This is a genomic window from Streptomyces sp. NPDC026672, from assembly GCF_040638185.1.
Lineage (GTDB): Bacteria > Actinomycetota > Actinomycetes > Streptomycetales > Streptomycetaceae > Streptomyces.
Map to the genome: position 1 here is coordinate 25,119 of NZ_JBEZXS010000061.1, position 14,766 is coordinate 39,884.

Genomic DNA, 14,766 nt, shown 5'->3' on the forward strand with positions numbered 1-14,766 from the left:
CCTTCGCAAACCCCCCGGGCCACGGACGATTCCCGCAATATCGAAGGCCACCGACGGTTGATGGGACACCGGAACACGGCCACCGACTTTGGCCGGAGTCGGCCCGTCCGCCGAGCGTCCCCGGGCTCCCGCACGGTGAGAACGCGGCACACGCCTCACTCCGGTGAAGCGGGGCGCAGGGTCTCGGTGGCGGTGTCCGTGACGGCTGTCGCCAGGGCGGCGAGGGCGGGGGAGTCGAGCTTCCACTGCTGCCAGTACAGGGGGACGTCCACCCAGTGGTCCGGGAGCAGCCGGGTCAGGCGGCCGGAGCGCAGCAGGGGCAGCGCCTGGACCTCCGGGACCATGCCCCAGCCGAGGCCCGCCGCGACCGCCTCCGCGAACCCCTCCGACGTGGGCACGTAGTGCCGCAGCGCGCTCGCCCCGCCGCGTCCGCCGGGCAGGCTCCGTACGAAGGCGTCCTGGAAGTCGTCCCGCCGGTCGAAGACCACCACCGGCGCCCCGGCGAGGGCGTCCGCGAGCCCGCCGGACAGCCGGTGCGCGAACTCCCCGGTCGCCACCGGCAGATACCGCATCCGCCCGAGCGCCCGCACCGAACACCCGGGCACGGCGTCGGGCGACGACGTCACCGCCGCCATGACCAGCCCCTCGCGCAGCAGCGCCGCCGTGTGGTCCTCGTCCTCGCGCCGCAGCTCGAAACAGAGCCGCGACGCGCGCGGCACCCTCGGCAGCGCCCCCAGGAACCAGGTGGCCAGGGAGTCCGCGTTCACCGCGATCGACACCCGGGTCGGCTCGCCGGCCCCGCTCATGCCCAGCTCCCCCCGCGCGTCCCGCTCCAGCCGCTCCAACTGCCGCGCGAAGCGCACCAGCACCTCGCCGGACTCCGTCGGCCGCACCGGCTTGGTGCGCCGCAGCAGCACCCGGCCCGTCCGCTGCTCCAGGGCCTTGACCCGCTGGCTCACCGCGGACGGTGTGACGTGCAGCGCGACGGCCGCCGCGTCGAAGGTCCCCTCGTCCACCACGGCCAGCAGTGTCCGCACCTGGTCGAGAGGCAGTTCCGGCAGCATCTCGGGTCCTCTCCACGACGTTCCCGCACGGTCCGCTTCGAAAGCCGCCCGCTTCGGACCACTTCAGAGTCGCTAATGGTACGTAAAAATCTTTAGCTGTACCTACAGTGATCGATTGCCTAGCGTCGACGGCATGTCCCACGCCCTGACCGCCGCGGCCGCAGGATTCGGCACCGGTCTCTCCCTCATCGTCGCCATCGGCGCCCAGAACGCGTTCGTCCTGCGCCAGGGCATCCGCCGTGACGCGGTCCTCGCGGTGGTCGCCATCTGCGCCCTGTCCGACGCCCTGCTCATCTCCCTGGGCGTCGGCGGCGTCGGCGCCGTGGTGGTGGCGTGGCCCGGCGCGGTCCGGGCGGTCGGCCTGGTCGGCGGCGCCTTCCTGCTCTGCTACGGCGCCCTCGCCGCCCGCCGGGTCCTGCGGCCCGGCACCGGTCTGCGCGCCGAGGGCGAGGCCGCCGGCTCCCGCAGACGCGCGGTCCTCACCTGCCTGGCGATGACCTGGCTCAATCCGCACGTCTATCTGGACACCGTGTTCCTGCTGGGCTCCCTCGCCGCCGACCGCGGCCCGCTGCGCTGGACCTTCGGCCTCGGCGCCGCCCTCGCCAGCCTGTGCTGGTTCGCCGCCCTCGGCTTCGGCGCCCGGCTGCTCGGCCGCCTCCTCGCGCGGCCCGCCGCCTGGCGCGTCCTGGACGGCCTGGTCGCCACCACCATGCTCGCCCTCGGCGCACTGCTCGTCGCCGGATCGTGAGAACCGTTTCGGCAGCCACAGGAGTTGCTGCGATAGTGAGCTCCGACTCGAAAGATGTAGCGACCAACCAGGAACTCCGTGGACACCAGCGAGAGCAGTACCGCCCCCGACAGCACGACCGACCCGGCCGACCCACCGCCCCCGCCCCACCGCGGCTGGCGACGGTGGGCGATGGACACCCGCCCGCTGCGCCGCCCCGCCTTCCGCCGGATGTGGTCCTCGACCGTCGTCACCGCGGTCGGCAGCCAGCTCACCGCCGTCGCCGTGCCCAAGCAGATCTACGACATCACGCAGTCCTCGGCCTGGGTCGGCTGGTCCAGCCTCGCCGGACTCGTGCCCATGGTCGTGTTCGCGCTGTGGGGCGGCGCGATCGCCGACACCGTGGACCGCCGCAAACTGCTGCTCGTCACCAACGTCGGCATCGCCGCGACCTCGCTGCTGTTCTGGGCCCAGGCCGCCGGAGGACTCGACTCGGTCGTCGTCCTGATGGTGCTGCTCGCCCTCCAGCAGGCGTTCTTCGGCCTCAACTCCCCGGCCCGCAGCGCCTCCATCGCCCGTCTCGTCCCCGCGGACGAACTGCCCGCGGCCAACGCCCTCGGCTCGACCGTGATGCAGACCGGCCTGGTCGCGGGACCGCTGCTCGCCGGTGTGCTGATCCCGGTCGTCGGCCTGCCCGTGCTGTACCTCGTCGACGCCCTCGCCCTGTGCGTCACCGTGTGGGCCGTGTACAGGCTGCCCCCGCTGCCGCCGCTCGGCGAGAGCGTCTCCCGCCGCGCCGGCTGGCGGGAGATCGCGGCCGGCTTCCGCTACATCGCCCTGCACAAGGTGCTGCTGCTGTCCTTCCTCGCCGACATCATCGCCATGGTCCTCGGCATGCCCCGCGCCCTGTTCCCGCAGCTGGCCGCCGAGACCTACGCCTCGTACGGCGAGGGACTCGCGCTCGGTGTGCTCTTCGCCGGCATCCCGGTCGGCGCGGTGGTCGGCGGCCTGCTCTCCGGCACCTTCTCGCGGGCCCGGCGGCACGGCTGGATGGTCGTCTGGGCGGTGGTCGGCTGGGGCGTGGCCGTCGCCGGGTTCGGGCTGAGCCGCAACCTCTGGGTCGCCCTCGCCTTCCTCGCCGCCGGGGGCGTCGCCGACATGGTCTCCATGGTCTTCCGCGGGGCGATCCTGCTGTCGGCCGCCACCGACGAGATGCGCGGCCGGATGCAGGGCGTGTTCACCGTCGTGGTCGCGGGCGGACCGCGCCTGGCCGACGTGCTGCACGGCACCGCGGGCGCCGCCTTCGGGCCGAGGGCCGCCGTGGCGGGCGGCGGCCTCCTCGTCGTCGCCGTCATGCTGGGCCTGGCCGCCGCCGTCCCGGCGCTGCGCCGCTACCGGATCTGACGCCTACAGGGAGCCGCGCCGGTGGAGCGAGTACTGCTCCATCAGCCGGCCCCGCGTGGTCTCCAGCCGGTGGGCGAGGACCTCCGCGACGGTCCGCACCAGCGACAGCCCCAGCAGCGGGTCCTCCACGCACAGGGCGAGCACCGCCGAGGCGTCGTACTCGTAGGCCCGCACCTGGCTGAAGGCCACCGCGCCGAAGTCCCAGGTGTACGGCGGGAAAAGCCACGACCAGCCGAGCAGGTCGCCGGCGCCCAGGGTCGCCACGGTGACCCGCCGCTGCGGGGTGACCTGCTGATCGAGGTTGACCGCGCCGGAGCGGATGACCCAGAAGCGGTCGGCCGTGCCGCCCGCCTCGAAGATCCGGGTGTCCTCCGGGAAGGACACCTCGTGCGCCAGCTCCATCAGACGTTCGCGCTGCGGTTGCGGCAGGGCGGTCAACAGCTTTATCGCTTTGGTCATGGCACAGGGCTCCTCGCCGGCGGGGGTTTCCGGTGTTCTCCCTACGCCCATTTCAGCCGCTGCGGCCGCCCCGGGCACCTCGGGCGGGTGAAGACGGCGCGACGATCCGCCGCACGGCATGAAAGAGCCCTGGCTGGACGGGGGAAACCAGCCAGGGCCGTAAAACCGCGGTGCAGGAGGACTCAAGGATCGACTCCATGCCCACGTGTGAATGAACGATAAACCATCTTCTGTGCGTCGGGTACTCGTCCGCGGGGACGGGTGACCCGTTTCACCCCGCGCTCCCGCCCTCCCGCTCTCCCCCTCTCCCGCCCTCCCGCACCGCGCCTCGCGCCTCGCGCGGACCGACCGGCACCCCGAGCGGCCGCGCCAGACCCATCACCGCCTCGTCCAGCCGCTGCAGATGCCGCAGCACCCGGTCGGTCACATGCCCGTAGCGCGGGGCCGCGAGCGTGCCCGGCTCCAGCAGCGACGCGATGCTCGGACCGGTCTCGACCTCCGCCGTGGCCCGCGGGTCCGCCACCCGCTCCCGGATCGCCCCGATGTTGTGCACGATCCTGGCCCCCACCCCGCGCAGCCGCGGATCCGCCGCGATCGACGGCTTCGTGGGCAGCAGCTCGGCCGTCGCCGCGAGCGAGCGCGCGTGGTACGCGCACGTCTCCAGGAGCGCCACCACATAGCGGGCGGTGTCCCGCCGGGTCCGCAACGGGGTGATCGGATGGGTCAGCGGCTGCGTCGAGGCCCGCAGGTCCGCCAGCGCCTGGTCCAGGTCGCGCGCCTGCTCCAGCAGGTCCACCGGAGCCGCGCCGCTCAACTGGTCGACGGCCGCCCGCGTCACCCCGCCCAGCCGGTCCAGCACCGTCGCCAGCAGCTCGTTCGTACGCCGGTCCGTGCGCACCGGCAGCACCAGCGCCGCCGCGACCACCCCGCAGGCCGCGCCCAGCGCCGTCTCCTCGATCCGCAGCACCAGCACCGACATGCTGTACGTGTTCAGCAGCGTGTAGAGCAGGCCCAGCATCGCCGTGACGAAGAACGACATCAGCGTGTAGGACAGCGGCGCCGTGTAGAACATCGCGAAGATGAACACCAGCACCAGCGCGAACGCCGTCCACGTGTGGTGCCCGACCAGCCCCGCGAGCCCGATGCCGGCCACCACGCCGAGGACCGTGCCCAGCAGCCGCCGGTAGCCCTTCACCAGGATCTCGCCCGTCGACGCGGTGCCGATGAACACGATCCAGCAGGTCAGCACCGCCCAGTACCAGCGCTGACTCGACAGCAGCTCGCCCCCCGCGATGGCCAGCGCCGAACCCACGGCCACCTGCAGGGCCGCCCGCGTCGTCGGCCGCCGGAGCCCCGAGGGCGGCGCCTCGCCCGGCTCCTCCTCGCCCACCGCGATGGCGGCGTCCTCCGCGTCCAGCTCCTCGCGCGAACGGGCCGTCGCCGGGCTGTCGTCCGACTCGTCCTGCGGCCCGTCCAGCGCGATCCGCAGCCCCAGCACCGCGCGCGCCGCCTCGCCCAGCCCCCGGAAGACGTCCTGCGCGGCGGCCGGCGCCCGCGGCAGGTTCTCCTCCTCCCGGTAGCCCAGCAGCCGGTTGCGCACCTGCGCCAGTGCCGTCCCGCGGTCCTCGGCGACCGGCCGCAGCACCAGCAGCCGCAGCGACTCCAGATCCCGCCGCAGCGCCGCACCCGCCTCGTCCGCCACCCGCAGCTCACCGCCCGAGGGCAGCGGGGCCCCCGGCAGATGCAGGGTCAGGGTGTCCGCGCGCTCGGCGCTGCGCGCGGTCAGCAGCAGGAGCCCCAGCCGCTCGGCGGCGATCTCCGCGTCCGCGACCCGGCGCTGCAGCAGCCGCGCCACCGACTCGTCGGAGGTCCCGTCCGCCAGCCGCCCCTGGATCATCAGCGCCGTCTCGTGCAGCCGGGCCGTCCTGACCCGGACGACCTCCAGCACCTTGTCCATGTCCGCAGGGCCGGCGTCCAGCAGCTCGGTCTGCGCGGCGATCAGCTGCGCGAGCCGGGCCCGGAACGCCCGGCGCAGCCGGTCGAGCGTGCCCGCCGGCGTCTGCGGCAGCAGCACGAACCGGGTCAGCGCACTGCACACGAACGCCAGCACGATCGCCCCGTACAGCGCGGGCAGCGCCGACGGGGTCGCCCGCACGAACAGCGACAGGAAGTACACCTGGAAGCCGATCAGCCCGAGCGCCGTGCCGCGGTCGCCGAAGCGGCGGCCGTAGACCGCGCAGAAGATCAGCGCCACGAAGAACAGGTCGCCGGCCACGACCCGCGTGTTCAGCAGCGCGCCGAGCGACACCGACACCAGCGCCGTCGGCAGGCACAGCGCCAGGGTGACCGCCTGCCGGTCCCGCTGCTTCTCCCGGATCGCGAAGGTCGCCACCATCGCCGCCATGGCACCGGCGACCAGATGCGTCACGTCGGCCCGTACGAACGCCAGCACCAGCAGGGTGAGGGCGATCGCCGTCACGGTGCGCAGCCCCGCCGTGAGCCGGATCAGCCCGGGGTCGGACGCCGAGACCCGGTCCCACAGTTCCGCCCGCACCGACCGTTCCGCAGTCCTCACGCCGCCGCGCTCTCTCCCGTGTCACCTGGTCATCTCCAACCAGCACTGACCAGCACCGACCAGCATGGCACGGCACCGCAGGGCCGCGGGACCCCGGCGCGGGGCCGCGGGCCCGGCCCGTGCCCACCGCGCCGCTCAGTCCGGCGTCACGGCGCCGCCCTGCCCGCCGACCTGCTCCCGCACCTGCTCGGGCGTCAGATACGAGTGGGTGTACTCGAAGTCCCTGAGCTTCGCCGGCCGCCGCGACTGGAAGCCGGTGCGCACGAAGTCGTCGCCCGCCACCGCGTTGAGCAGCCAGTTCGTCAGGACGCGCGTCTTGGCCACATTGGTGCGCAGCGCCCCCCAGTGGTAGCCGCGCGCGACGGCCTGCGCGGGCAGCCCCCGCAGCTCGATGCCCAGGGGCTTGGACACGGCGTCCTTGCCGCCGAGGTCGACGACGAGCCCCAGGTCCTTGTGCTCGTACGGCTTCAGCGGCCGCCCCCGCAGCGTCGCGATCACGTTGTCGGCCACCGCCCGGCCCTGCCGCATCGCGTGCTGGGCCGTGGGCGGGCACACCGCCCCGTCGTCCTTGGCGAGGTCCGGCACGGCGGCCGCGTCACCGAGCGCGAAGACCCCGTCGTGGCCCGGCAGGTTCATCTCGGCGTTCACCGCGAGCCGGCCCCGTACGGTCTCCGCGCCGAGCGTGGCGATCAGCGGGCTGGCGACCACGCCGGCTGTCCAGATCAGCGTGTGCGTGGGCACCACCCGGCCGTCCGTGAAGGTGACCTCCTCGGGACCCGCCTTGTCGATCGACACCCCGAGCGAGACGTCGATGCCGCGCCGGCGCAGGATCTCCTGTGCGCTGCGGCCGAGCTTGTCGCCGAGCTCCGGCATCAGCTTCGGCGCGATGTCGATGAGGTGCCACTTGATCAGACCCGGGTCCAGCCGCGGGTAGCGCCGCACCGCCGCGTGCGTGAGCCGCTGCAGACACGCCGCGGTCTCCGTGCCGGCGTACCCGCCGCCCACCACCACGAACTGGAGCCGCGAGGCGCGCTCCGCCGGGTCGTCGCTGGCGTCGGCCAGGTCGAGCTGCGAGATCACGTGGTCGCGCACATAGGCGGCCTCGGCCAGGGTCTTCATCCCGAAGGCGTGCTCCGTGAGCCCCGGGATGTCGAAGGTGCGGGTGACGCTGCCCGGGGCCAGCACGATGTAGTCGTACCGCTCGTTGACGATCTTTTCGGTGATCGTCCGGATCACGCAGACCTTCGACCTCAGGTCCACGCCGATCGCGCCGCCCGGGATGATCCGGGTGCGGTACCGCTTGCTGCGGCGCAGCGAGACGGCGATCGACTGCGGGGTCAGCACCCCGGAGGCCACCTGGGGCAGCAGGGGCAGATACAGCTGGTAGGCGAAGGGCGTCACCAGGGTGACGTCCGCCTCGTCGGGAGCGAGTTTCCTCTCCAGGCGGCGAACGCAGTCCACTCCGGCGAAGCCTGCGCCAACCACCAGGATCCTGGGTCGTGTCACGGTGTCCATCCCTTTCTGCGGCTCCAGGCGGTCCGACTCGACGTCGTTCCGCGTGCCCCGGAACGCCGCCTCGCACCACACCGATCCCACCGTGAGCCGGACCAACGCGCCAGCCGGGCACGGCGGGCAGACGTACGTCGGGGCACCAGCCTGCCCCTCCTCGCGCCGGAGTAACACCCGCGCCGCACCGATGTGTGCGGGCCCGTCCGCGCCCGCCCGCGCAACCGGGCCGACCGGGCTCGCCGGAGTGGGCCCTGCCGCCGTCATACGGGCCGTAGAGTGCGCGCATGGCGCAGACACGGCACGGCTCGGGCTTCCAGACCCGCAACATCGATCCCGACGACACCGCCGGGACGGCCCGGCTGGTGGGAGCCCTGGACGTCCAGGACGCCAACGCCGGCGTACGGCGGCTGCGGGAGTGGGCCCACGAGGCACTGGCGGTCCGTCCCGGCGAACGCGCCCTGGACGTCGGCTCCGGGACCGGCTCGCAGACCCGGGTGCTCGCCGAGGCCGTCGGCCCCGACGGCTCCGCCCTCGGCCTCGAACCCAACCCGGCCCTGCGCGGGGTCGCCGAGGAGCGCGCCCGGGGCGGCCGGGCCCTGTTCGCCGACGGCGACGCCCTCGCCCTGCCGCTGCCCGACGCCTCCGTCGACGTCGTCTGGTGCGAGCGCGTCCTCCAGCACCTCACCGACCCGGAGCGCGCCGTCGCCGAGATGGTCCGGGTGCTGCGCCCCGGCGGCCGGGTGGCGCTCCTCGACACCGACTGGGCCACCACCGTCCTGCACCCCGGCGACCCGGACGCGATCCAGGCCCTCACCGCCGGCGCCCTCACCAGCGCCGCCAACCCCTACTCGGGCCGGCGCCTGGTCGGGCAGGCGAGCGCGGCCGGACTCGTCGTCGACGACCGCGGCTCCCAGGCGCTGCTCCAGGACCACCGCTCGGTCGCCTGGCCGATCATCAGGCTGCTCGGCGAGTCCGCGGTGCGCGCCGGCCGACTCACCGAGGCCGGGCGCGACGCGCTGTACGCAGGGCTCGCCGAGGCCGCCGAACGGGGCGGACTGCACATGTCGGTGACGATGTTCGGGGTGGTCGCGCACCGGCCCGCGTGAGCGGACCCCCGTACGCTCCGGCGCGGCGGGTGCCGCGCCGTCACCGGAACACGTTGTCCGAGTCCTCCCAGTCGGCCGGCTCCTCCTGCACCGGCCGGTGCACCGTGCGGGACTCGTACATCGCGTCGATCTCGGCCGCGTAGTGCCGCACGATCGCGTCCCGGCGCAGCTTCATCGACGGCGTCAGCAGCCCGTTGGCCGGGTCGAACTGCTGCGGCAGGATCCGCCACACCCGGATCGACTCCGTGCGCGACACGGCGCTGTTGGCCGCGGCCACCGCCCGCGCGATCTCCTCCCGCAGCGCGTTCTCCTCCCGCGCCTCCCGCCCCTCCGAGTCCCCGGGCAGCGCGAGCCCGCCGCGCCAGTGGGCCAGGAACTCCGGGTCCAGCGTGATCAGCGCGCCCACACAGGGCCGGTCGTCGCCGATCACCACCGCCTGGTGGACCAGGGGGTGCATCCGCAGCCGCTGCTCCAGCGGGCCCGGGGCCACGCTCTTGCCGCTGCTCGTGATGATGATGTCCTTCTTGCGGCCGGTGATCGTCAGATAGCCCTCGCCGTCCAGGTGCCCGATGTCCCCGGTCGCCAGCCAGCCCCCGCGCAGCGCGGCCCGGGTCGCCGCCTCGTCGTTCACGTACCCCTGGAAGACCGACGGGCCGCGCACCAGGATCTCCCCGTCGTCGGCCATCTGGATCCGGGTGCCCGGCAGCGCCTGGCCGACCGTCCCGGACTTCTCGCGGCCCAGCGGCTGCATGGTGACGCCGCCGCTGGCCTCCGTCAGACCGTAGCCGTCGTGGACGTAGAGGCCGATGCCCTCGTAGAACAGGGAGAGGTCGCGGTCCAGCGACGAGCCGCCGGACGTCGCCCGCATCACCCGGCCGCCCACCCACGCCCGCAGCCTGCGGTACACCGTCCGCTCGTAGACGGCGTGCTGCAACCGCAGGTCGAGGGCGGGGCCCGGACCGGTGCCGAGGCGGTGCCGCTCCCCGGCGAGCGCGAACTCCCGCGCGGTCTGCGCGGCCCGCTCGAACAGCGCGCCGCGGCCCGCCTCCTGGGCCGTCCGCACGAAGATCTTGTAGAGCTTCTCGAACAGCGAGGGCACGCCGTACAGATACGTCGGCCGGAAGGACATCAGCGACGACGAGAGGGCCGCCGTGGTCATCTCCGGCTCGTGGCCCAGCAGGATGCCGCCGCGCACGCACAGCACCTGGATCATCAGCCCGTACACGTGCGAGAACGGCAGGAAGGCCAGCACGGACGCCTGTTCGCCCGGCGGCGCTGCCGTGTGCCCCCACCCCGCGAGCAGGGTGTCGCAGGGGTACGCCAGCCCGCGGTGACTGAGCGCGCAGCCCATCGGGTGCCCCGAGGTGCCGGAGGTGTAGGTGATGGCCGCGGTGGAGTCCGGCAGCACGATCCGGCGCAGCGAGTCCACCGTGGTCGCCGGGATGTACTCGCCCCGCTCCACCAACTGCTCCAGCCCGCCGGTGTCCAGCTGCCACACGTGCCGCAGCCGGGGCAGCACCGCGCACACGGTGCCCACCGTCATCACGCCCTGCTCGTCCTCCACCACCACGGCCACGCAGTTGGCGTCCCGCAGGATCCACTCCACCTGCTCGCGCGCCGACGTCGGATGGATCGGCACGACCTCCGCGCCCACGGCCCACAGAGCGTGACTGAACACGGTCCACTCGTAGCGGGTGCGCGACATCACGGCCACCCGGTGCCCCGGTGAGATGCCCGACGCGACCAGGCCCTTGGCCACGTCGAGCACCTGGTCCCGCAGCTGTGCGGCCGTCACCTCCTCCCACCGGGCGGAGCCGTCCTCGCTGCGGCGTGCCAGCACGGGCAGCGCCGGGGTGCGGGCGGCCGTCTCGAAGACGCTGTCGGCGAGCCCGCCGGTCAGGTCGGGGACGAAGGCCGGAGCGGGAGCGGGGTCGCGCATGCGCTGCTCCTGGATGTACGGAGGGTGACACCGCAGATCAGTACTGTGGTCGGCGGTGCCGAATCTAGCCCAGGCGAGCGCGGTTGGTGCCGGGATCCGACAACTGCTGTCGGGTGTTCAGGACTACGGCGTCAGCCAGACCGTCGCCAGGGGCGGCAGCGTGAGCCTGATGCCTCCCCGTTCGGGCCGGACGGGACGGGCGTTGACGACGTCGCCGCCCCCGTAGCGGGCGCTGTCGGTGTTGAGGACCTCGTGCCACACGGCGGCCCCCTTCGGCACGGTGAGCCGGTAGTCGTGGCGGACCACGGGGGAGAAGTTGGACACCGCGAGCAGCGGGTCGCCCTCGGCGTCGAACCGCAGGAACGCGAAGACGTTGTCGTCCGCCGCGTCCCCGAGGACCCACTGGAAGCCGGACGGATCGGTGTCGCGCTGCCACAGCGCCGGGGTGCGCAGGTACACGGAGTTGAGGTCCCGGACGAGGTCGCGCACGCCGCGGTGGTCGGCCTCGGCGCCGTAGGCCGGGTCGAGCAGCCACCAGTCGGGGCCGTGCGCGTGGTCCCATTCGCCGCCCTGGGCGAACTCCTGCCCCATGAAGAGGAGTTGTTTGCCCGGGTGGGCCCACATGTAGCCCAGGTAGGCGCGGTGGCCGGCCCGCCGCTGCCACCAGTCGCCGGGCATCTTGGAGACCAGGGCCTGCTTGCCGTGCACGACCTCGTCGTGGGAGATGGGCAGCACGTAGTTCTCGCTGTACGCGTACATCATCGAGAACGTCATCTCGTTGTGGTGGTACTTGCGGTGCACGGGCTCGTGCCTGACGTACTCCAGCGAGTCGTGCATCCAGCCCATGTTCCACTTCAGCCCGAAGCCGAGCCCGCCGCCGTCCGTCGGCCGGGTCACGCCGTCCCAGGCGGTGGACTCCTCCGCGATGGTCACCACGCCGGGGCAGCGCCGGTAGACGGTGGCGTTCATCTCCTGGAGGAACGCGACCGCGTCCAGGTCCTCCCGGCCGCCGAACACATTGGGCGTCCACTGCCCGGAGTCGCGCGAGTAGTCGAGGTAGAGCATGGAGGCGACGGCGTCCACGCGCAGCCCGTCGACGTGGAACTCCTCGCACCAGTACACGGCGTTCGCCACGAGGAAGTTGCGCACCTCGGTCCGCCCGAAGTCGAACTCGTACGTCCCCCAGTCCGGGTGCTCCGCGCGCCGGGAGTCCCCGGGCTCGTACAGCGGCTCGCCGTCGAAGCGGCCGAGCGCCCAGTCGTCCTTGGGGAAGTGGGCCGGCACCCAGTCCATGAGCACGCCGACGCCGGCCCGGTGCAGGGCGTCCACCAGGTACCTGAAGTCGTCGGGGGTGCCCAGCCGGGACGTCGGGGCGTAGTACGAGGTGACCTGGTAGCCCCACGACGGACCGAAGGGGTGCTCGGCGACCGGCATCAGCTCGACGTGCGTGAAGCCCAGGTCCCTGACGTAACGGGGCAGTTCCTCCGCCAGCTCGCGGTACGTCAGCCCGGGGCGCCAGGAGGGGAGGTGGACCTCGTACACCGAGAACGGCGCCTCGTGCACGGGGGTGTCCCCGCGGTGCGCCATCCACTCCGCGTCGTCCCACTCGTGGTGCGAGGCCGTGACGACGGACGCCGTGTCCGGCGGGACCTCCGTGGCCCGCGCCATCGGGTCGGCCTTCAGGAACCGGTCGCCGTGGCGCGAGGTGATCTCGAACTTGTAGCGGCTGCCCTCGCCGATCCCCGGCAGGAACAGCTCCCACACCCCGGACGCGCCCAGCGACCGCATCGGGTACTGCGTGCCGTCCCAGAAGGTGGTCTCCCCGGCGACCCGCACCCCCCGGGCGTTCGGCGCCCACACGGTGAACCGGGTGCCGGCGACGCCCTGGTGCGTCATCGGCTCGGCGCCGAGCGCCTTCCACAGCTGCTCGTGCCGGCCCTCCCGGATCAGATGCAGGTCCAGCTCACCGAGGGCCGGCAGGAAGCGGTACGGGTCGTGCACCTCGTGCTCGCCGTCCGCGTACCGCACCAGCAGGGTGTACGCCGGGATCCCGGCGTAGGGCAGTACGGCCGAGAAGAGGCCGTCGCCCTCCGGGACCAGCGGGCTGCGCATCCCGTCGACCAGGACGCTCACCGCCTCGGCGAACGGGCGCAGCGCCCGGAACAGGGTGCCGCCCGGGACCGTACGGGCGCCCAGCAGGGCGTGCGGATCGTGGTGGGAGCCGGACAGCAGTCGTCCGCGGTCGGCTGCGTCCAGCGGGACGGCCGAGCGCGTGAGCGGGCCCGACGGCTCCGGGAGCGAGGTGTCGCGCAGTGCCATGAGGTCAGCCTCCCTTGACGGCGAGCCGCTCGATCGCGGCCATCGGAACGGGCAGCCAGTCCGGGCGGTGCCTGGCCTCGTACAGCACCTCGTACACCGCCCGGTCGGTCTCGTACGCGCGCAGCAGGGCGTGCTCCTCGCGCGGGTCCCAGCCCGCGCGCGCCGCGTAGCCCGCGCAGAACGCCTCCCGGCACCGGCCGGCCCACTCGGGCCGCCACGGACGGCGCTGCCGGGCCGCGTAGTCGAAGGAGCGCAGCATCCCGGCCACGTCCCGTACGGGGGACTGCGCGCTGCGCCGCTCGCCGAGCGGGCGCGACGGCTCGCCCTCGAAGTCGATGACGAACCACTCGCGTCCGGCACGCAGCACCTGTCCGAGGTGCAGATCGCCGTGGACGCGCTGGGCGGACGGCCCGTCACCGTCCGCGGCGAGCGCGGCGAACGCGGCGCGCAGACCGGGCGCGAACGGCGCCAGGGCGGGCACCGAGTGCGCTGCGGCGTCCAGCCGGGCCGTCATCGCGGCCACCGTGCCGCCGCCGTCGGCGCGGACGTCCTGAGGGAAGGCCCCGGCCAGCGCGAGGTGCACCTCGGCCGTGGCCCGCCCCAGTTCGTGCGCCTCGGTGGTGAACTCCTCGCCCTCGGCCAGCGCGCGCAGCGCCAGGGTCCAGCCGTCGGCGGCGTCGGGCAGGAAGGGCTGGAGCACACCGAGCGTCGCGGGCCACGGCTCGGTGGTGCGGAACCAGGCCACGGGCGCGGGCACCCGGGCGCAGCCCTGCGCGGCCAGCGCGCCCGGCACCTCCAGGTCAGGGTTGACACCGGGCTGGATGCGGCGGAAGACCTTGAGGATGTACGAGTCGCCGTACACCAGCGAGGAGTTGGACTGCTCGGCGTCGAGCAGCCGGGGCGCGAGCCCGCCCGGCACCCGCGCGGCGGCGTCGGCCTCGAACCGCAGCGGGCCCGCCGTGCCGGGGCTGCGCAGCCGCTCCATGAGCAGTTCGGCCGCGTGCGGGTCGTGCAGGGCGTCGTACACGGCGAGTCCGGCGAACGGGTCGTCCGTGGCGCGGCCGATGAACGCCCGCTCCAGTCCTGGCGCGGGGTGCCGGCGCACACCGAGCAGCAGCTGGTAGCAGTCGCCGGCCGGGGGTGTGCCGCCGGGGGCGGGCACGCCGCCGTGGCCGGCGTGGACCAGCAGGTGCAGACAGCCGGGGAACAGCTCGGTCAGCGAGAGCACGGACAGGTCCGTGACCGGCCGGTCCTTGCCCGCGAACCAGCGCTGCCGCGGGAGCCAGTCGCGCAGCAGTCCGGTCAGCGGGGCCGGGGGGCGGTCGGGGCCGGTGGTGTCTCTCGGCCGGAGCGAAACGGTCTTCGACATGGTGACGCGTCCTTTCCTCGGAGCCGGGCGATCAGCGTCGGCGGCCGATGCGGGATGCCACTCGGGAGAGCCGGAACCAGTAGAAGCCGTGACCCGCGAGGGTGAGGAGGTAGGGGAGTTCGCCGATGGCGGGGAACCGCACCCCGCCGATGAGTTCGACGGGGTGCCGTCCGTCGTACTCCCGCAGGTCGAGTTCGGTGGGCTGGGCGAAGCGGGAGAAGTTGTGGACGCAGAGGACGAGGTCGTCTTCGTGTTCGCGGAGGAAGGCGAGGACGGCGGGGTTGGTGGAGTGGAG

At 73.6% G+C, this 14,766-nt stretch carries 11 protein-coding genes; 3 read left to right on the forward strand and 8 right to left on the reverse strand.

What is annotated here, in order from left to right; genetic code table 11:
• Positions 1–155: 155 nt before the first annotated feature.
• Positions 156–1,064 carry a LysR family transcriptional regulator ArgP gene (locus tag AB0F77_RS39415; RefSeq protein WP_361958524.1) on the reverse strand — a complete coding sequence of 303 codons (909 nt, stop codon included), beginning with the start codon at positions 1,062–1,064 and terminating at the stop codon, positions 156–158.
• A gap of 133 nt (positions 1,065–1,197) precedes the next feature.
• On the opposite strand from AB0F77_RS39415, the gene AB0F77_RS39420 reads away from it, so the two are divergent.
• Both AB0F77_RS39420 and AB0F77_RS39425 read left to right on the forward strand, forming a co-directional pair.
• Entirely contained in the window at positions 1,198–1,812 is a 615-nt protein-coding gene (locus tag AB0F77_RS39420; protein WP_361958527.1) for a LysE/ArgO family amino acid transporter, read from the forward strand.
• Positions 1,813–1,890: 78 nt separating this feature from the next.
• Positions 1,891–3,195, forward strand: coding sequence for an MFS transporter (locus AB0F77_RS39425; protein WP_361958530.1), 1,305 nt, complete (start codon positions 1,891–1,893; stop codon positions 3,193–3,195).
• Between the two features lie 3 nt (positions 3,196–3,198).
• Here AB0F77_RS39425 and AB0F77_RS39430 read toward each other — a convergent pair whose 3' ends face one another.
• From AB0F77_RS39430 to AB0F77_RS39440, 3 genes are all read right to left on the reverse strand, one after another.
• The gene (locus AB0F77_RS39430) at positions 3,199–3,654 is read right to left on the reverse strand and encodes a cyclic nucleotide-binding domain-containing protein (RefSeq protein ID WP_361958533.1); all 456 of its coding nucleotides are present in this window, start codon (positions 3,652–3,654) and stop codon (positions 3,199–3,201) included.
• Positions 3,655–3,925: 271 nt separating this feature from the next.
• Complete coding sequence (locus AB0F77_RS39435; RefSeq protein WP_361958554.1) at positions 3,926–6,196, reverse strand: FUSC family protein; 2,271 nt, start codon at positions 6,194–6,196, stop codon at positions 3,926–3,928.
• A 168-nt stretch (positions 6,197–6,364) separates the two neighbouring features.
• Entirely contained in the window at positions 6,365–7,744 is a 1,380-nt protein-coding gene (locus AB0F77_RS39440; protein ID WP_361958536.1) for an NAD(P)/FAD-dependent oxidoreductase, read from the reverse strand.
• A 278-nt stretch (positions 7,745–8,022) separates the two neighbouring features.
• On the opposite strand from AB0F77_RS39440, the gene AB0F77_RS39445 reads away from it, so the two are divergent.
• Positions 8,023–8,844: a methyltransferase domain-containing protein gene (locus AB0F77_RS39445; protein WP_361958539.1), complete on the forward strand. Its 822-nt coding sequence runs from the start codon at positions 8,023–8,025 to the stop codon at positions 8,842–8,844.
• A 40-nt stretch (positions 8,845–8,884) separates the two neighbouring features.
• Here the strand turns inward: AB0F77_RS39445 and AB0F77_RS39450 are convergent, their stop codons facing one another.
• The 4 genes from AB0F77_RS39450 to AB0F77_RS39465 form a co-directional block, all read right to left on the reverse strand.
• Positions 8,885–10,783, reverse strand: a complete 1,899-nt coding sequence (locus AB0F77_RS39450; protein WP_361958542.1) for an AMP-dependent synthetase/ligase — start codon at positions 10,781–10,783, stop codon at positions 8,885–8,887.
• Between the two features lie 123 nt (positions 10,784–10,906).
• Entirely contained in the window at positions 10,907–13,102 is a 2,196-nt protein-coding gene (gene glgB / locus AB0F77_RS39455; RefSeq protein ID WP_361958545.1) for a 1,4-alpha-glucan branching enzyme, read from the reverse strand.
• A 4-nt stretch (positions 13,103–13,106) separates the two neighbouring features.
• On the reverse strand, positions 13,107–14,471 hold the full coding sequence (locus AB0F77_RS39460) for a maltokinase (protein WP_361958548.1): 1,365 nt from the start codon (positions 14,469–14,471) through the stop codon (positions 13,107–13,109).
• A gap of 31 nt (positions 14,472–14,502) precedes the next feature.
• Positions 14,503–14,766: alpha-glucosidase C-terminal domain-containing protein (locus AB0F77_RS39465; protein WP_361958551.1), on the reverse strand; the 264-nt coding region annotated here is incomplete at its 5' end.